Below are 19,064 nucleotides of genomic sequence, written 5' to 3'. Positions count from 1 at the left end.
TGCTTTTAAAAACGTTCCCAATGCCAGGCGGTACCGCCTGCCTATTTTTAAACCGGGCCACCATTCAACATCTGCAGGTTGCAAGATGTCTACTTCATGACCAAGTTCTTTTAAGCCGTTCGTCCAGTGTAGCCTTGTTTTGCCTGAGCCGAGGTGGGGGTCAAGGAAAACCGATGCCGAGAGGGACAATATCTTCATGCTTCTTTTTCCCGGGTTGCCCGGTTCCTTCCTGCCAGAAGCGTTTTTGAATGCCTTCGAGGCTAAATCTATTGCGGACAAGTTCTTTTGCATTGGAGGAAATTGAGTTTTTTTCATTGATCAGGTAAAGTATGGATGTAACCATCTCAGCTGCCTCTAATGAGTTACAACTTATGGCTGAACGGGTTTCGCGCAACAACCGGCCGGCGGCGCTGTCATGTGGCCCATGGTATAAGATAGAACCGGGTGCGCCCAGGTAACCCACCATTTTAGTTGATAAACTGAAGCGATAAAAATCGGGATCAACAAATTTTATCGGCAGGTAAAGAATGGACGCTGCGTCCAGGTCTTTTTTCAACACAACATTATCCAGGCTAACCGGAAGATAAGTTGTTTTAAAGGAGCGGTCTTTCAGGAAAGGAAGTTGTTGGGTACCACGAAAGACAAGGTTAAAAGAAATCCCTTTTTTTGTAAGCAGGTCCAGCGCATCGGCCAATACCCTGAACAAGGGTATGTATTCAATATGCAGCAGTCCCGCAAAGTAGATGATAAAGGGCTCGTGCAGGGCATCGGCAGGTGCGGAAATCTCGTTTTCCAGAACGCCATCGGTGACCAATTCATAAGGCAGATGGCCGAATAAATGCTGGTATTCATTGCCCAGTTCCGGCGAAATGACCAGCCTTCTGTCGGCCCTGTTCCATAACAGTGAGGCATCTTTGAAAGGGCATTGTGTGGTAGAAAAATGGTCATGGGCAGAGATCCACAATTCCCTGCCGGCAAGGGCCTCCTCATTGCAAAGTGCTGTTGACCAGGGCCCGCAACTCATTATATGAACTACATCGCAGTCGATGGCACGAAACTCCTGTCTGATGCGGTTCATGGTGTATTGCCTGAGCGGTTTTTCCCTGATCCAGGTAGCGATGTCCCTTGAGCGCCATTTCATCCAGGGCCGCCTGCGCGGGCTGGCAGGAATGATTTTTTCCTCGATGGCGCCCGTTATGGACTTGTAGTAGCCTGCTTCTATCGCAAGCGAAACAACATCGTTTTCATGTCCCTGGTACAATCTTCTTAGTATCCGGTTCCCACCTCCATTTGCATACAGGGAAAAGCTTTGATAAGAAAGGATCTTCATGTTATTGGGAAATGTATTCGGGGTTGTTATAAATGGATTGGTTGCTTTTCTTCGTTTGCGCCGTTACTATCTGCCAGATAGTTTCTTCCAGTGAAATACTGATATCCCATTCAGGATAATGCGTTTTCATTTTGTTCAGATTGGAAATGTAACAAATGTGATCACCGATGCGGTTTTCTTCTATATAATTATACATCATGGCTTTGCCCGAAAATGTTTCGGTAATGGAAAATGCTTCCCAGATTGAACAGGAATTATTGCGTCCGCCACCTATATTGTAAACCTCCGCTTTGCGGGGCGAATTAATAAATGCATGAATGAAGCGCGCTACATCGTAGGAATGAATATTATCCCTTACCTGTTTGCCTTTATAACCAAATACTTTGTATTCTTTCTCTTCCAGGTTGCATTTTACCAGGTAGTTCAGAAAGCCGTGCAACTCAACACCTGCATGATTAGGCCCGGTAAGGCATCCGCCGCGCAGGCAGCAGGTAGGCATGCCAAAATAACGGCCATACTCCTGCACCATTATATCCGCTGCTACTTTGGATGCGCCAAAAAGGGAATGCTTTGATTGATCGATAGAGAAATCTTCTGCGATACCATTCGAGTACAAAGGGTCGGCATAATCCCAGCGTGTTGGCAATTCTACCAGTGCTATTGAGTTTGGTTTATCGCCATATACTTTGTTGGTTGACATATGTACAAAAGGAGATTCCGGGCAGGCTCTTCGTGCAGCCTCAAGCAGATTGATCGTACCCACTGCATTGGTGTCAAAATCGTCGAAAGGAATGGCAGCTGCTCTGTCGTGCGAAGGTTGTGCGGCCGTGTGAACGATTGCATCAGGCGCGGTCTCTTTTACAAAGTCAATAATACCGGTACGGTCTCGGATATCCAGTTCTACGTGCTGAAAATTGTTGCCCAGTTTTTCAGAAAGTCTTTTCTGGTTCCAGCGCGTGTCTCCCTGGGGACCGAAAAAAACAGCCCGTTGGTTGCTGTCTATGCCATAGACCATCCAGCCGTTTTCGGCAAAATAAGTGCATACTTCAGAACCTATCAACCCGGATGAACCGGTTACCAGTAATTTTTTCACGTTGTACAATTTGATTGTTTAGTAATGAGCAGCCGTTAGCGCGATCCCTGTAAAGACGTTCTGCTTATTTCCATATCGGCGGAAGTTCCACATCGGCCCATTCAGGATTGTTTGGCAGGTCAAGTACATGAGGCAGTGCCCGTAACCCTTTATTTTCTTTTACCCTGTCTTTGCGCAGGAAGGTAACTTCAATGACATTGGGCATGAGTACTCCATTTACATTTGCTACTTTTTCATAATTATTGGCATGCAGGTGCACGGGTTCAAAACGTTCTCTTATTTTTTCTATGGTAGCATTTACCAGGTTGTAATGTGGTTTATTATCGAGATGATGAAAATTGTGAAACTCAACCAGGAGGATGCGGAATTTTTCCAAGATGGAATCCGGTGTAGCCAGCAGGGTTTCATATTCGGCGCCTTCTATGTCCATCTGCATCATCAGGTCTTCTTTATGGCCGGGAGGCAAGGATTCCCTGATCCATTTTTCAAGGGTTATGGTTGTGTCATTGTTGTAAGCGCCTACAAACTTTTTTACAAACTGGCAACCCGGTAAATTCAGCGGGGGCTTATCAACAGAATAATCAGCCAGAAAGGAAATGATGCCTCTTTGCAGGCAATCGAACTCAAAATTGGCAATGTTGCTCACGCCCGGGGAGAAACTATATTGGATCCCTTCCAGGTCATCGGGCACCAGGTACCCGCCGTCGTGATCGCCGCCCAGGCGAATGAGCGAAATGCCGCTATCGATGGCTTTGAATTTGAGTACGATCTCTTCCAGCAAGGTGCGTTCAGTAGAGGTGCGGCTTATATACAAACCGACCGTTCTGCCAATTTTTTTAATTTTTGTTTTAAGTTGCGTGGTTAGGTTTTCCATATTAATCAGGGTTTTTGTGGGCCCATTTTTATTATTTTTAGAAGGGTATAGCTGCCGTACATGAGTACCTGGATAATGGAAACAAACAAATTCAGCAGCAATACGCCTTTTACTGTAGATACATCTATCAGGACAATGCCTGCGACAATAGCGCAAATACTTACCGTGATAGAAAATCCCGGGTGAATGTTCCAGCCCCTGGTGGCTCCCAATATATAGGCTGAACCCCATAACAAACCCAAACAACTATCGGTTACATATAGCAGCAGCTCTCTGTTCAGCCCGGAATAGTTTTTGCCCAGGATCCATAGCATTTCTGCAGGAAACAACCAGGTGAAACAAATAATTAAAATCGTTAGCAGTAGTAAACATGACATGATGTTTATAAACAGTTTCAGCAGGACTTCCTTACTCGATGGCAACCTGGCAAACCTTGGTGAAACCAGTGTGCTGAACAAGACGCTAAAAATACTCAACGCCATTGCCAGGCGGCCCAGGGCCCCCATTTGTGCAATAGCTGTATCGTTGCCAAACAGGGAGATCAGCCAGATGGTGATCTGTCCGGACAGACAATAATAAACAGCTCCGGGCAGCGCTCTTTTTACGATGAATAGTATTTCTTTTCTTACAAGCGGATCGGGCTCCTGCTGCCAGTTAACATGCGCCATGGAGCTCTCTTTTAACCGGCGGTTGGCCCATAATTGCGGAATACCCGCAGCCAGAATGGCAATGAAAGCCCATGGAAAAATGGTGAGCATACCGGCTATCAGTACCAGGCGGCCCAGATTATTCAATACCTGTACTTTTTGCAGGGGTATTATATCCTGCCTGAGTTTGAATACAACTTCCAGCAGCGTTCCTGAAAGACCAGCCACAAAGGCAGGTACCAGAGAAACAAAGATGAGGGCCGACATACTCCAGGAATAACCGTGGCGGAAAAAAAGAAACAATAATGCCGGCAAGGCGATCAACAGACTTACCAGGGCAAATTTTTTTCTAAGTTCAAATCCTGTGGCCAACACGGCGCCCAGTTTGTCATTGTCATCCCACACTTTGGCTGCCTGCGCCATTACGCCCGTAGATACGCCGCTGTCGGCCAGTAAGATCATCGTTGCCAACATGGTGTTGGCAAGTGTATAAAGGGCATATTCATGGGTAGGTAACAACCGGATCACAAAAACGCCACCAATAAAACTCATCGTTTGTAAAAGCGTCTGGGCAATAGCACTGATTGAAACAAGCCTGCTCCACTTTAATAATTTAGCATATCTGGGATGGTGATTTAGTTGCAGTGCGATCTTTTTCATACGGCCAGTTTCTTGTTGTAGCCATTCTTTTTATGAAAGCTAAAACCATGTTTGCCGTTTTTGCCATGGTTGTAATCATATGCTTTATAGTTTTCATAACCCGGTCCGTATTTAGCGCCTGATCTGATATCGTTGAATACTATACATAAATTGGAAAACCTGCCTGTTTTATATATTTCATTAATATTATCCAGCTGTCTTTTCAGCGTGTGATCCTGGCGAATTACATATATAACCACATCAGCGTATCTGCCAAGAATAAACGCATCGGTAACCAGGCTAACCGGCGCCGTATCGATAACTATGTATTGATATTGTTGCTTTAATGTTTCAATGAACTGGAGTAGTTTTTCACTAAGCAGCAGATCTGCAACATTAAGCGGCATTTTGCCGGCAGCATAAATATGCAGGTTTGTCATATCCGCCACCACATGCTGTATTTCATTGATGCTGGTTATTTCTCCGCTGAGGTATTCAGACAACCCTGTTTGGTTACCCTGGCCAATCATTTTAAAAATGGCGGGCATCCGCATATCAAATTCAAGCAGGGCCACCTTGTTGCCGGGAGCAGCCAGTACTGCCGCGAGGTTGAGACTTGTAAATGATTTCCCTTCACTGGTGACTGATGAGGTGGTAAGAATCACCTGGCTTTTTCCGGTTTCCCCGATAAATGAAATATTTGTACGCAACAGCCGGAATTGCTCGGCGATGAGGTTACGTGATTGTACAACGATACCGGGATTTTTAGAAGACCGGATATGTGACAATTCGCCAATGATGGGAATTTGAGTTCTCGATGTAATATCGCTTTTCCTCATGATCTTATCATTCAACATATCGCGCAGGCGGATGATACCAATCGGTATCAGGAGCCCGAAAGCAATTGAATAGAGTTGGATGTTCCTTTGATTAGGTGATACCGGTCCATACCCTTTTGCTTTGTCGATCTGCCTGTAAATAGATACATTGGATAAACTGGCGGAAATGGAATTTTCCTCCCTTTTTTGCAATAGATATAAGTAGAGCCCTTCGGTTATGCTTTGTTTTCTTTTAATTTCCTGCATTACTCTTTCCTTATGAGGCAGCGCTGACAGGAACTGCCTGTTTTGCGCGTTCTTTTGCGTTAGTTTGCTTTCTTGGAACTGCAGGTTTTTTGTTATGTTCTGAAGATTTTCCAGAATGCTGCCCCTTAAGCTGTTTAACTGGTTATTCAGGTCTTTCAGTGCTAAACTGTTGGGCGCCGCTGATGGTGCGAGCCTTTCCTTTTGTAACTGCAGTTCATTGTAATTGACGATAAGTGTAGCCAGCGTTGGGTCGTTAATGCCAAGGCTGGATGGAACCAGTTTACCCTTTGTGTCGACACTGTTAAAGTAATCCTGGATCATTTTTACCACACCCTGCTGCACCATTATTTCGGTTATGCTTTTTGAAACATCGCTTTCGTTTTCAAATCCCAGGGCTGACTGGCTGGTTACATTTACGATCTCGTTGTTTCCCCGGTAGTTTTCCAGGGTTCCTTCCACGCCACTTAATTCGTTGGATACAATGGCCAGCCTGTCGTCGATGAACCGGGTGGTTTTTTCAGCGATCGAGTTTTTATCTTCGAGATAGGACAGGTCAAATTCCCTGCACACGGCATTCAGAATATCCTGCCCGCGTTTAAGGTTTTCAGACACTATTTCCAGTTTTATAATGGAAGTCTTTTTATCGAGAACGTCTACTGATAAATTATCTTCAAAAGCCTGGGCAGCCTCCTTTACAGGAGCCCAGCTGATCATGTATTTGCCGGTTACATTTTTAACGGACTGGTTGTGCGATAAGGAAAACAATTTGCCTTGTATGGTAAATGACCGGTCCCAGAAAAAGTGAATGGCGGCTTTATTTTGATCATTTCCATACTCAAGCGTGCCGCCTGTATTGTTGATGTTTGAAAGCGTTAAGTCAACAGGTGAGGGGTTGGCGCTATCGGCATCAAATAAAAGTGCTAACTGAAAAGGAACATCTTTATACAGATCGATCTTTCTTATTTTAGCCAGTTTGTAATAAGAGAAGTTAAAGTTGTTCTTTGCCGTTACTTTTTCCATGAGCCCGGTGGAAGTCAACAGTTGAATTTCGTTGTCGAGATTGTTGGGCCTTGAGCCGCCTTCGAGTGCCGTTCGGATCAGATCTTCGGTATTACGGGTGCCGCCGTTGTTTTGATCTCCTTTAACGAGTATAAGCGTGCTGGCCCTGTACACGGGTGTGGCATAGCGGATATACATAAACCCAACTGCTATGCAAATAATAAGTGATAGGAGAAAGAGGGGCCAGTAGGCGAGATACCGGCGAAAATGTTCCTTGAGCGTAAAGCTGCTGCTTTTATCGGTCCCAAACAGATTGTTAACACTTTCTGTCATATAAGTTGTATGGTTGTTAGAATGCGTATTCGGCATAGCCTGCTATTACTTTTTGAATGGAAAGGAAATTTTCAGCATATGCCCTTGCATTTTTATTGATATGTGCATTGTCGTTATTCAATGTGCGTTCAATGGCGGCCAGTAATTCACTTCTGTTATCGGGCTCAACCAGTACGCCCATCTTATTGGATTCTACAAGCTGGTATAAGCTTGAATTTTTGTTTGCAGTAATAATGGAAACGCCTCCAACGGATAAAATAGTGGTTAGCTTGGAAGGCATTACCAGGTCGCTGGCGTTGGATTTTTGCAGAACCAGGTGAATGTCGGCCATATTCAGAAAGTGATTCAGTTTGTGGGGCGGCTGCAATTGGAGGAATACTACATTTTTAAGTGAGAGTGTTTTCTGCAGCGTATGCAAAGCGTCCCGGTATGGTCCCGAACCACAGATAACAAATTTCAGGTTATTGAAGTGTTCCAGTGACTTGGCAATGTGGATGATGTTTTCAAGTCCCTGTTTTTCTCCGATAGCTCCTGAATACAATACGATCTTATCGGTAGGAGCGAAGTTAAACTCTTTCTTCAGCGTGGCCCTTTCATCAAGCGGAAAATATATGGAGGTGTCTACCCAGTTGGGGAACAGCACAACGTCTTTATTGCATTTACCGGTTATTTTTTTGATCATGCCCGGCGAAATACTGCTTATAATGTCGGCATTTCTGAGAATATATTTTTCCGCTTGCAATAGCAGGTAGATGACCTTGCGTGATTTGATCATATTAAGGTCTCTTGCGCAGTCTATTTGCAGGTCCTGGATGTGGTACAGGAATTTTGCGCCCTTTAACTTTTTATATAGAATACCCAGTAATCCTAATTGAAAACACGGCGCTACAACGATCACCAGGTCATATTTTTTTTTGAATAGCAGGCACGCCGCCAATAAAAAGAAGGCTGATAGGCAGAATGTAAGATCGAGCAGCATGCGTGCTTTGCCGGTAGGGCGGTCAGGGATATACTGAGGACAGCGGTACACCTGTATGGCGGGGCTTGCCAGGTCGCCCTCTGCATATTTCACTTCTTTTGTAAACCATATTGGTTTTTGGGTATAAGGTTGCTGTACCTTCCATTGCGGGTAATAGGGGTAAGAAGTTATTACGGTGCAATAATGACCTTCTCTTGCCAGCATATCGATCATTTCGCCATTGTATTTCCCTATGCCGATTGGTTCGGGATAATAATTCCCCCCTATAAATAATATCCTTTTAGAATGCATTTCTTTCTCCTTTTACAACATTGAAAACAGTAAGAATGATGATCCTGAAATCCAGCCACAGACTCCAGTTCTCTATATACCAGATATCGTGTTCCACCCTTTTCTGCATGTGTAATACCGTTTTTGTTTCACCTCTGAAACCGTTTACCTGCGCCCAGCCGGTAATGCCGGGTTTTATGAAGTGGCGAACCATGTATTCGTTCAGCAATCCCGAATACATTTCTGTGTGTTTCAGCATGTGTGGCCGGGGGCCAACAACTGACATGCTGCCGGCAAGCGTATTGAAGAATTGAGGCAGTTCATCGATGTTCGTTTTCCGTAAAAACCTGCCCAGGCGGGTAAAGCGCGTGTCGTTCTTCGTAACCTGCGTGTTATCGGCATCATTATTTACATGCAGGCTTCTGAATTTATAACAGTGAAAAGGACGGTTGTTTTTTCCTGACCGTATTTGTACAAAAAAGACGGGACCTTTTGAGTCAAGTTTAATAAATATGGCCAGTATGGGCACCAGCCACGACAGCAACAAAATGATAATGATCAGGCTGAATACGATATCAAACAACCGTTTTTTTATCTGGCCTGCCACATCCTGTAAAGGTTCGGGACGCAGCGATAAAATGGGAATATCATCCAGGTAATTAAAGTGAAGGGTTCTGTTTACAAACAACTTTAAATTGGGCACAAACAAAAAGCGGATAAAGTTTTTTTCTGCGGTTTGCGCCAGATCATAGATCATGGGGTTTGTTTCGGGAGCGATCGTACAATATATTTCCGTCACTTTATTGGAGATGGCATAATGCAGGCAATCGCGTAAATGGCCGATAATGGGAAAATTCGATAGTTCCTGCACCGTTTTGTAATCTTCAAAATAGCCTTTCACGGAAATATTCGTAGTATGAGAAATAAAGTGAGACACCAGCTGTTTGGATACATCATTATAACCCAGCAGGATGATATTGCGGTCGAACCGGTGACTGTGTACAAAATATCCTGCTCCCCAGATAAAAAAAGCGCGGCTCAGGGTGAGCGCCAACGCCAGGCCTGAAAAACTTAGAATAATAAATAACCTGGAATAATCGTATTTAAACAGAAAGATAAACAGCAATACCAGCAGTGTAAACAAGGTGAATGCCTGTGCTGTTTTCTTTGAAAATCTTTCAAAGTTCAATTGCTGGTCATAAATATACAGCGCGGTAATGTAAGAGCAACCAAGCCACGCCAGGTTCATTATTATAAGAAGGAAAATGTATTTAAACCCGTCTGCGGCCAGTGAAGGATAAATGAAAAAGATCAGTAATTGCACACCGTTCAGGGCGCATAGATCCATGAAAGAAAAGATGATCCTGAACAGATTGGTATAACGTCTGAACATAAAAAACAGCAGGCTGTTATCCTCCGGCTCCTTTTAGATCAATATTCAATTTGTTTCGAAAGCAACTTTCCCGGTGCGGACCTGTATTTTTCAATATCTGCTTCCATCATTTCTTTCACCAGCATGTCAAGGTTGTAATTGGGTTCCCAGCCAAGCTTTTGTTTCGCTTTTGAAGGATCGCCTATAAGTATATCAACTTCGGTAGGTCTGAAATAAGAAGGGTCAACAGCTACCACCACCTGTCCTATTGGGATGTCGAATTCTTCATGCTGGCAATTCACAACAATTCCTTTTTCATGAATGCCCTTGCCTGTAAATGTTATTGTTATACCTGCTTCCCGGAAAGCCATGCGTACAAATTCGCGTACAGGGGTAGTGATACCGGTAGCTATTACATAATCTTCAGGTTCGTCCTGTTGCAGTATTCTCCACATAGCGTCCACATAGTCTTTTGCATGGCCCCAATCCCTTTGTGCATCGAGGTTGCCGAGGTAGAGGCATTTCTGCATGCCGAGCACAATAGCTGCAACACCTCTTGTTATTTTCCTGGTTACGAATGTTTCCCCACGTAATGGACTTTCATGATTGAACAGGATCCCGTTGCAGGCAAACAGGCCATATGCTTCCCGGTAATTAACAGTGATCCAGTAAGCATATAATTTAGCCACCGCGTAAGGGCTTCTGGGATAAAAAGGTGTTGTTTCGCTTTGCGGGATCTCCTGCACCTTGCCATACAATTCTGAACTTGAAGCCTGGTAAATGCGTGTCTTCTTTTCCATTCCAAGGATGCGAATGGCCTCCAGTAAACGCAAAGTACCTATCCCATCGGTGCTGGCAGTATACTCCGGGGTATCGAAGCTTACTTTAACATGGCTCATGGCGCCCAGGTTGTAGATTTCATCAGGTTGGGTTTCCTGTACAATGCGAATGAGGTTCGTACTGTCCGACATATCGCCGTAATGCAATTTAAGGCAGGCCTTGTTCTCATGTGGATCTACATATAAATGATTGATCCGGTCAGTATTTATAAGTGATGAGCGCCGCTTGACGCCATGTACCAGGTAGCCTTTCTTCAGGAGTAATTCTGCCAGGTATGCGCCGTCCTGTCCGGTAATGCCAGTGATTAATGCAGTTTTCATCAAATGATTTTTTCGGTGTTTAGCGTTCAGGCTACAGGGTTTCTATAGGCCGCCCTGTATTCACTGACGTTGATTTTTTTGAGAACGGTAATGTTGGTCTTTTCGATCTCAGCCAGCAGCCGGTAGCCAAGTGAAGGAAGATAGACCTTTACGGAGCTGTTATTTATTTCTATCACATCCCCTTCCTGACCGCCTAAAAGCCCACCCGTTATAAGGACTCTGTCATTAAGATTGACTGCTGCTTTTTCCAGTTTTACATTTTTGTATTCCCCCAGGAATTTCCGGATGGTTTCAATCTCTTCATCTTTGATCACTGCGGGGCTGCCCAGCCAGTATACAAAGTTGATGATACCTTCGGCTTGTTGGATCTGATGATGTTCGTTAGGAGAAGTATTTACAAATACATATGAAGTGAACAATGGTTCTTCCATTAACTTCTTTCTGTCTGACCATTGTTTTTGTACTTTGTTCAACGGGCAGTAAGTTTCAATTTTTCTTGCCGTTAATATTTGTGATACCTTCTTTTCCCATTTCGGCCGCGTATAAACAGCATACCATTTCTTTGTTGTGATCATACCGCAAAAAATTTAGTTAGAAGTTACTTGATACAGATAGCAGGAAGAACAAACCTGCCTTTATTCCGGCAAAGGCTTCGCCCATAACAGTCACATTGGTAACTGCGTGAAAAAAAGTGATTGGCTCCTTTTCAACGAGGAGAAAAACAATAACCAGACGAAGCGCTGGTGTTAAGTGCTTTAAGCTGAAAATACCTGGGTATGCAGGATGGATTTTTTTGCCTAGGGGGCGGATATTCCGCGGCATCGATGATGAAGGTGAAAACCATATTGACGAAATATGGCTACCGCGAACGCTACAATCAGGTTACAATTGATTTAATGCTGTATTTAAGCAATCGGTGGGGAATTTCAGCAGGAAATGGATAGGAGGCAAGTGGGAAGTGGCAATCGGGATATCTGGTTAACTTTAGTTTAACTACTGTATCTGTTATTAAATGTAAGATACTTCATGCAACCTGAGGAAACCTGTTCTTTTTTGTTCATTAGTCAAGAAAGTTATTCAGTCGTTTAAAACCGGTTTGTTGTATAAGCTTTGTTTTCGTTTCCATAGTCTTATCATTCTTTCTTTTCAGTTTGTTCATCAATTGCAGGTAAAGAATACTTGCAACATGTTTATTTAGGAAGTGGAAATCTGAAGTAATTACTTCGTCGAATATCCTTTCAGCGGTTTTATATTTACCCGTTAGGTAGTGCGCTAGTGCTTCGAGTAATTTTAAGTTGTCGAGGCTGATGATAAAGTTATTGTAATCTGATTTATTAAAACTACTCCGGTAATTGCGCAGGTAATACAATGCATCCTGGCTATGACCGGTTAAGATGAGGGCTTCGGAAATGACGTACTCAAAGTAAATCAATTGTTCTTTATTGTCATTGAGTGCGGTTGATGAATAGTATTTATATATATCAATTAAAATTTCATCTGCACTCATGGAAGCCGCTTCTGCATAAAACAACAGGGCTGCAAAATACCGGGTCATTATATAAGGTGCCGTGCTGGTAGCACTAATGGTACGGCCAATTAAATAATCACTTTGATGCAATATTTTTTCCTGATTGTTATTTAGCCAATATTTCAGGGTGATCAGCGCATGGGCGAACAGGCTGGCTTCTTCTGTTCCCTTGGCATGCAGGTAATAGCGTAAACCATTACCGTAATAAGAATTAAGTTTGTCAACATTTACAAAATTCTCGAAATAAAGGTCCTGCCCGGTCTTTGTTTTGGATATTACATTCATGAATTTACCGGCCAGCAGATCATTATTGTTGAGTAAAGAAATAGTATGTTTTGCCAGCGTTAGAAAAGTCTTATCAGAAAGGTCTTTAACGGGCGTTTGTATAAACAACGTGACAATGTAGTTTAATAATTGGTCCAGGTATACAATGTCATCATTGTCGACATTTTGCCTGGTGGTATATAATTCCTCTACGGTATAAAAGCCACAGTATTTTGATAAAATGTCAAGTGTGGCCTGTGAAGGAGGATATTCGGCTTTAACAAGGCCGAATATACGTCTGAGCGTATTGGGATTTATTTGCTTCTGGGTTTTGCGAAAGATGTCATCGCTCAGATCATTACAGTCCCTGGAAGAAGTAATACATCGTCCAAATACTCTTTCCAGTTCACCCATAATGGCAGCCTTTTGTTCTGTGTCGAATTCAACTCTACGCATAGTTAACAATGGTTCAGTGGGTTAACATTCGAGTGTCTCAATCTTTTCCATAGTTACAAGCAATCGGAAAGAAAGATCCTTTTCACAGACATGCAGCATTGTCGCCCTGGCTACATACATTGACATCCAAAAGCAGATTGAATTCGGGTATCTGCTAATAGATTTTCCCAGGAAAATTGGACAGGCATATATGGATATTCAGAAGTAAGTGGGTGCCAGGGTAGGTATCAGTAAAACAAAGTGAGTGGTTGATCAAAAAAGATAAATAGATTATTGTCTAATATAAATAAAAAAACAAGAATTCAAGATGTTCAATTTTGTTCAGAAAGAAGAAATTGGTCAATTTCCAAATTAATTCACTGAAATACTTGTGATTGTGCTATAAACTTCACTATTTTGATATAGTAAAACAAATGTTTATATGATGCCGTTAGCCGTGATCATTGCGCAGCATGATACTGTTCATCGGTTACTTTTTCCATCCAGTCAACTACTTTGCCATTAAGATTTTCCTGGATCGCAACGTGTGTCATGCCATTGGTGGCTGTAGCACCATGCCAATGCTTTTCATTTGCCTCAAACCAAACAACATCACCAGGATGCACTTCCTCAATGGGGCCTCCCTCTTTTTGCACCCAGCCACAACCAGCTGTAATGAGTAAAGTTTGTCCAAGTGGATGCGTGTGCCAGGCAGTTCTTGCACCAGGTTCGAAAGTAACGTGGGCCGCAGCGCTACGTCTAGCATCGTTAGGGTCAAACAGCGGATCTATCCGTACTGCTCCTGTGAACCAGTCATCGGGCCCTTTAACAGAAGACTTTGAACCTATTCTGGTTATTACCATATTCTTTCTTTTTTGGGCAAAGGTATTCTTATAATTACCCCTTTTGAGTAAAGATATTCAAAGCGTTCATTAAGAATTTCAAACAGCTTGTGTTCGTAATGTAGTGGGGTTCGTCCCGGTCAGCCGCTTAAAAAAGTTATTGAAGTAGGTAGGATATTCAAAGCCAAGCGCATAAGCAATCTCGGCAATTGTCCAGTTGGTGTGTTGGAGCAGGGCCCTTGCTTCGGTTATAATTCTTCCTGATATGTGGGTGGTTGTTGATTTGCCTGTTACTTCTTTAACAGAGCGGTTGAGGTGGTTAATATGAATGCCTAACTGTTTTGCATAGTCCTGAGCCGTTTTTAATTGAAGGGGGGAGTCGCTGCTTTCAATAGGGAATTGCCTTTCCATGGTTTCCAGGAATACGGAGGTAATACGGGATGCAGCATTTTTTTGAGAGGAAAAATTTTCAGATGGCTGCAATTTCAAGGCTTCATGAATAATCAGATTGATGTAATTGCGAATGAGGTCATCTTTATAGGTATAATCGGTCTTTTGCTCATCGATCATTTTCCGGAAGATGGTATTCAAAAACTCCCGTTGCGTTTCCGAGATGTTTAAGATGGGGGTGCCACCTATTTTAAAGAAAGGAGATTGTTGCAGGCTTTCCGAGCGGTCAGACAGCTTTAAAAACGCTTCTGAGAACAGGCAGGTGTAGCCTACATAGCTTGTTGACAGCGTTTCCCAGGAGTAGGGGATATGCGGATTGCCAAAGAACAGAACGGTACCGGCTGTCTCAAAACTTCGGTCGGCATAATGAACGATACTTTTGCCTGTTGTCAGGCAAATTTTATAAAAATCCTTTCTGCTATAAATACGGGTTGCATTGCTATCCGCTTCAATTTGGAAAACATTAAACCCCTTTAACTTAAGTTCATTATTGAACTCCGAAACAGAGCGCTCCTTTTTCTTTTCCATTACCCTAAGATAAGAAAATCAAATAAAAGCAATGGAATATAACTATATTTAAATATAGAGATAAAAGCTTCGGATTTATAAGAATGTGGTTATTTACTACAAAACCTTATTAGTTAAGAGGAAGAAAAATCTATTCATAAAAGGTCCATTAAATTGATTGGGAACGAAATATTCCAGAAATGGCTTCCACGACGATTTTTTATCAAAGTTTGATACAATTGAGGCACGTTCATCCAATTCTTTAATGTATGGCATTATCTTCTTTTTGTATAAATCCATAATGATCGAAATGTTTTTTACTTCCATTCCGGAATTGTCATTGAGATCATAAGAAAATAGTTTATCAAGATATTCTTCCGATTCCCCCATAGAAGATAAAATGCCAAACAACGTTTGTACAATATGCGAATGATAATCAAAGCTGATCTTCTTTAGCTCAATACCTACGCCTATTTGTTTAAATATTATACCCATTCCTATGGCGAACATCTTCTCTGCAGTATCTGCTTTATTAACAGTTAATACAATAATTAATTCCTGGGTTTGGCAAACCCAATTGTTGACAGATATTTTTTTATAACCTAATTGGATGAATGATTTTTCCAGCGGTTGTAATAATTTTTCGAAATCCATTGTTATAAGATTTAAATGGTATGAATAAAAGTTAGCTTAGTTATTCGATATATTTTCATCGAACCAACCATTTGCTAAATGTCCGAATTCTTCTGATAATGCCTCATTAGCTTTCTGCTCGTTCAAATACCACTCACCATCGATCACCCTATTGCATTCATCCAGAAAATCGATCCAGATGCTGGTTGAATTGGATAGTTGTGTCCTGCGAATTTTGTGCAATTCCTCAAATATGAGCCCATCGGGATCTAAAGGTCCATACTTTTCTACCCACCTGTTAATACTATACGATATGGAGGCAGGATCGACAATTAGTGTCTTTATGGTAAATTTTGACGTTTTAAATATTTGAAGAGAATGAAAGAATTCTTCAAATGCTTTTTCGTCATTGTCTGCATTTCTTTTCTGTATGAGTGCAGCCCAGTTGAGAGAGGTATCAACGTCTCCACTCAGATGACCTTTTAGCCAATTGTCGAAATATTCAAAATTGGGCGAATTTTGGATTTCCAATTGATCGGGGTATGCAGATGCTGTAAACCCTTTGATAAAAAAATACAATGAACTAAATGTATAATCGGCACCCAGGATCCTTTCTTTTTCCTGTTCCAAAAGATAAAGGATGCGATACAGGTTTCTAAAGTCGTTTATTTTAAATTTTTGCTCCATGGAATTAATAATTTAACGATCAATTATTCTTGAATTGTTATACCTGAGAGAATTTGCAGGCCTATCTGCTGCCTGATTAACTGGAGGCAGCTTTCTACTTTTTTATATAAGTAGAGCTTTTTCCAATACACTTCCTCTTCAAAGTTTTCGATTAGCCATGCAGCGTTATTCCATTTTTCAAAGGAGGATATTATTTTACGTTTGAACAAGTCAATTATTGCAGGAAGGTTCTCCTTAATGTCTGTCGCTGTTGTTTCGTAACGATCATGGCAAAAAAGCTTGTCGAGGTACGCTGCAGATTCACCTGAATTCAATAAAAGTTGATACCATGTTGACTCAATTATTGCATCAATACATTCATCCTTTTTCCAGGCATCAGGGTCTGCTGTTTGAGTGAAAGCAATAGCAAAAATTATATCGAAACGCGCCGGTTTTTCGCGCCTTACGACATTCGACATAATTATGAAACCCTTCATGGGAAGCGTAAAGCTGTATTCATCGATTTTTATATAACCTAGTTTCTCCATTTCCGGGGTCAATAAGCTAATCAGTTCAAGGTGTTCCATTTAAGTAAGATTTTAAGGATTACTACAAATAGCAAAAGCCGCTAAATAGCGGCCTTAACCCTTATATATACAAGTTATGCCATTCTACTAATCAATACTTTATTTCTAAAAATATTGATCATGCTCATGTGAGTACAAAAATGTACCGGGGTCGGTTCAAATTCGCCTCTTTTCATAACTCATTGATTTTGCCAGCCACGGAGTATCTACGGCTGTGGTACGGCTGTGGTACGGCTGATCCTGCCTGCATCTACGGTTATGGTACGGCTGATCCTGCCTGGATCTACGGTTGATCCTGCCTGCATCTACGGCTATGGTACGGAAGTGGTACGGCTGATCCTGCCTGCGTTTACGGCTATGCCAGCGTTGGGTGTGGCTGTTCTTACCAGTATTCTCCTGTTGTGTAGTTGATAATTCTTTTTGGCAAATAGAATAAGAGCGCTAAAAGCGACTACACCGCAAAAGACGCCAAAACGATACAAAACGCGCAAAACGCTCATTTCGCTCAAAAACGAGCAAAATGAGCAAGGGGTTTTTCAGACCTGTCTAACATTGTATCGCAATTGCAAACAACATCATGATGGAGGCTTAAACGGGATGTGCCTTTTAAACAGACCGGATTATTTTTTACCAGTTAAATTTTTTAATCATGGCTAAACAAGATGGCTTTGTAAAACTTAAAGGAAACCTTGATGACATCAGCTTTTATCGCACCAAGGATGGCTACATGGCCCGCAAGACAGTAAGATTAGATCCGAAACGACTGGAAAGGGACCCTGCGTTTGCCCGTACGCGGGAAGCGATGGGCAATTTCAAAAAAGGGGCTTCCGGTGGTAAACTGTTACGCAACGCGTTGAATAAATTACTTAAAAAGGCCTCTGACAAAAGAATGTCAAATCGCCTTTTTAGTAAAATGATTGCGGTAATAAATGCAGATGCTACCAACAAACGCGGGCTTAAGAACATAATTGACGGGGAAACGGAATTGCTGAAGGATTTTGAGTTTAATCTCAATGCACCGATCACTCAGTCCTTTACTGTGAAATATGATGCTTCTATCGATCGCGTTACCGGCGCTTTGCTGGTGAAGATACCCTCTTTTATAACAGAGGAAGTAGTGAAGGCTCCTTTTGAAGCCACTCATTACCAGGTTCACATTGCGGGTTTGGAACTGGATTTTGAAAATGGTACTTATGTTTCAGAATTCAAGGATTCGGAGCCTTTTTCTTTGAAAGCGACCGCTGTGAACGCTTTTGACCTGGCGGTTAATTTACCTGCCAACAGCAAGCATCCTTTGTTCCTGGCATTGGGAGTTACTTTTTGGGTGGAAGATCTCGGTGAGCTGTTCCCAATAAAGAATGGCGCTTATAACGCCCTTGCGATGGTACAGGTAAGCGGTGTATAGTGAGCTCAATTGCTGAAAATTTAAAAGAGGCAGCATGAATGATTCATTGATAACTCCAGCCTCAAAGGCCGGGACAGCCGGCGGGATAGTTATTATTTTATTGGTGAATATCAATTCCGGTGAGATACTAAAAACCATATTACTGTCGGCCGTAGGCGCCGCGGTAAGCTTTACGGTATCAATAACCCTGAAATGGATAATTCACCGGTTTAAAAAAACTAACCGATAAGCTCCCGGGAATTGAAAACCGGTCCTGCCTGCTACCTGCCGGGCAGGACCTCTTTAAAAATCCTTCAATATTTTTTTATGGAACTGAAATTAATACGGGCCTTGTTCCCCAATAGCACAATGGCGCAATTGTACAAAAACGGTAAAATGCTTTGTATGTATATAGGTATGAATAACCAGGCAGGAACACCTGTTGACGGTTTGCCCGATGGCAGGTATTCATTGCGAAAACCAGGTGAAGGCAGGGAAGACTGGGACCTTCAGATCACAAGTGACAGCATTCGAAAACCGGTGCTGATGAAATTTGGTGATTCAATTAAAACGGAAACGGTATCGTATGATGATGATATGCCCCTGTACTTGTCATGGGGAAGGGGACAAGAGATGACAGAAAAAGCAATAGAAAATATCGGGGCTATCACAGCTGCTATCGCGAAAGGAGAAAAAGTATTTATTACTATAGAATCGGAGTTCGTGGGGTTATTCAAAACATAATAATTGAAAATTCTTTGTTGGTCATAGTTGATGGTTAATAGTGGTTAATGATGGTTATTGCTCAAGGGTAGCAAAAGAACCCTCCGGTTTAGCCGGAGGGTTTCTTTCTTAACTTTCCATAATAAAATCCAGTATCGTTTGCAGGTCAAGTTGTGTATAGTCCTGTAGGTCGGTGTAGGTGATAGGGCCGCTTACCGATAAGGCAAGCGATTCACGAACCTCATTGATAAGGAAAAATGCTTC

General features: G+C 42.3%; 19 protein-coding genes. 3 read left to right on the top strand and 16 right to left on the bottom strand.

Going from position 1 to position 19,064, the window contains the following annotated elements; translation table 11 throughout:
- The 16 genes from ACJ751_RS13055 to ACJ751_RS12980 form a co-directional block, all read right to left on the bottom strand.
- Positions 1 to 198: hypothetical protein (locus ACJ751_RS13055; RefSeq protein ID WP_407745938.1), on the bottom strand; the 198-nt coding region annotated here is incomplete at its 3' end.
- Positions 161 to 1,330 (bottom strand): glycosyltransferase family 4 protein, encoded by a 1,170-nt coding sequence (locus ACJ751_RS13050; RefSeq protein WP_407745937.1) that lies wholly within the window; start codon positions 1,328 to 1,330, stop codon positions 161 to 163. The genes ACJ751_RS13055 and ACJ751_RS13050, both read right to left, overlap by 38 nt.
- A gap of 1 nt (position 1,331) precedes the next feature.
- Positions 1,332 to 2,423, bottom strand: a complete 1,092-nt coding sequence (locus ACJ751_RS13045; protein ID WP_407745936.1) for an NAD-dependent epimerase/dehydratase family protein — start codon at positions 2,421 to 2,423, stop codon at positions 1,332 to 1,334.
- 64 nt (positions 2,424 to 2,487) lie between these two features.
- Entirely contained in the window at positions 2,488 to 3,297 is an 810-nt protein-coding gene (locus ACJ751_RS13040) for a hypothetical protein (RefSeq protein ID WP_407745935.1), read from the bottom strand.
- Positions 3,298 to 3,302: 5 nt separating this feature from the next.
- Positions 3,303 to 4,604, bottom strand: coding sequence for a lipopolysaccharide biosynthesis protein (locus ACJ751_RS13035; RefSeq protein WP_407745934.1), 1,302 nt, complete (start codon positions 4,602 to 4,604; stop codon positions 3,303 to 3,305).
- Positions 4,601 to 7,000, bottom strand: coding sequence for a GumC family protein (locus ACJ751_RS13030; protein WP_407745933.1), 2,400 nt, complete (start codon positions 6,998 to 7,000; stop codon positions 4,601 to 4,603). The genes ACJ751_RS13035 and ACJ751_RS13030 overlap by 4 nt, the downstream gene beginning before the upstream one ends.
- Positions 7,001 to 7,016: 16 nt before the next feature.
- Positions 7,017 to 8,270, bottom strand: coding sequence for a WcaI family glycosyltransferase (locus ACJ751_RS13025; RefSeq protein WP_407745932.1), 1,254 nt, complete (start codon positions 8,268 to 8,270; stop codon positions 7,017 to 7,019).
- Positions 8,260 to 9,642: an undecaprenyl-phosphate glucose phosphotransferase gene (locus ACJ751_RS13020; protein ID WP_407745931.1), complete on the bottom strand. Its 1,383-nt coding sequence runs from the start codon at positions 9,640 to 9,642 to the stop codon at positions 8,260 to 8,262. Before ACJ751_RS13020 ends, ACJ751_RS13025 begins: the two co-directional genes overlap by 11 nt.
- A 38-nt stretch (positions 9,643 to 9,680) precedes the next feature.
- Positions 9,681 to 10,781 carry a GDP-mannose 4,6-dehydratase gene (gene gmd / locus ACJ751_RS13015; RefSeq protein ID WP_407745930.1) on the bottom strand — a complete coding sequence of 367 codons (1,101 nt, stop codon included), beginning with the start codon at positions 10,779 to 10,781 and terminating at the stop codon, positions 9,681 to 9,683.
- Between the two features lie 26 nt (positions 10,782 to 10,807).
- Complete coding sequence (locus ACJ751_RS13010; RefSeq protein WP_407745929.1) at positions 10,808 to 11,356, bottom strand: UpxY family transcription antiterminator; 549 nt, start codon at positions 11,354 to 11,356, stop codon at positions 10,808 to 10,810.
- Between the two features lie 485 nt (positions 11,357 to 11,841).
- Entirely contained in the window at positions 11,842 to 13,029 is a 1,188-nt protein-coding gene (locus ACJ751_RS13005) for a hypothetical protein (protein WP_407745928.1), read from the bottom strand.
- Positions 13,030 to 13,469: 440 nt separating this feature from the next.
- The gene (locus ACJ751_RS13000; protein WP_407745927.1) at positions 13,470 to 13,871 is read right to left on the bottom strand and encodes a cupin domain-containing protein; all 402 of its coding nucleotides are present in this window, start codon (positions 13,869 to 13,871) and stop codon (positions 13,470 to 13,472) included.
- A gap of 78 nt (positions 13,872 to 13,949) precedes the next feature.
- On the bottom strand, positions 13,950 to 14,828 hold the full coding sequence (locus ACJ751_RS12995; RefSeq protein WP_407745926.1) for a helix-turn-helix domain-containing protein: 879 nt from the start codon (positions 14,826 to 14,828) through the stop codon (positions 13,950 to 13,952).
- 96 nt (positions 14,829 to 14,924) lie between these two features.
- Complete coding sequence (locus ACJ751_RS12990; protein WP_407745925.1) at positions 14,925 to 15,461, bottom strand: hypothetical protein; 537 nt, start codon at positions 15,459 to 15,461, stop codon at positions 14,925 to 14,927.
- A gap of 36 nt (positions 15,462 to 15,497) precedes the next feature.
- Positions 15,498 to 16,127: a hypothetical protein gene (locus ACJ751_RS12985; RefSeq protein WP_407745924.1), complete on the bottom strand. Its 630-nt coding sequence runs from the start codon at positions 16,125 to 16,127 to the stop codon at positions 15,498 to 15,500.
- Between the two features lie 23 nt (positions 16,128 to 16,150).
- Positions 16,151 to 16,693, bottom strand: a complete 543-nt coding sequence (locus tag ACJ751_RS12980; RefSeq protein ID WP_407745923.1) for a hypothetical protein — start codon at positions 16,691 to 16,693, stop codon at positions 16,151 to 16,153.
- Between the two features lie 258 nt (positions 16,694 to 16,951).
- Here ACJ751_RS12980 and ACJ751_RS12975 point away from each other — a divergent pair, with 258 nt between their 5' ends.
- The 3 genes from ACJ751_RS12975 (at position 16,952) to ACJ751_RS12965 (ending at position 18,821) form a co-directional block, all read left to right on the top strand.
- Positions 16,952 to 17,104, top strand: a complete 153-nt coding sequence (locus ACJ751_RS12975; protein ID WP_407745922.1) for a hypothetical protein — start codon at positions 16,952 to 16,954, stop codon at positions 17,102 to 17,104.
- Positions 17,105 to 17,342: 238 nt separating this feature from the next.
- Positions 17,343 to 18,098 (top strand): hypothetical protein, encoded by a 756-nt coding sequence (locus ACJ751_RS12970; protein WP_407745921.1) that lies wholly within the window; start codon positions 17,343 to 17,345, stop codon positions 18,096 to 18,098.
- Between the two features lie 306 nt (positions 18,099 to 18,404).
- Positions 18,405 to 18,821 (top strand): hypothetical protein, encoded by a 417-nt coding sequence (locus ACJ751_RS12965; RefSeq protein ID WP_407745920.1) that lies wholly within the window; start codon positions 18,405 to 18,407, stop codon positions 18,819 to 18,821.
- The last annotated feature ends 243 nt before the right edge of the window (positions 18,822 to 19,064 follow it).

It is taken from the genome of Niastella sp., from assembly GCF_045805085.1.
Lineage (GTDB): Bacteria > Bacteroidota > Bacteroidia > Chitinophagales > Chitinophagaceae > Niastella.
This window is presented reverse-complemented; position numbering and strand designations above follow the sequence as displayed.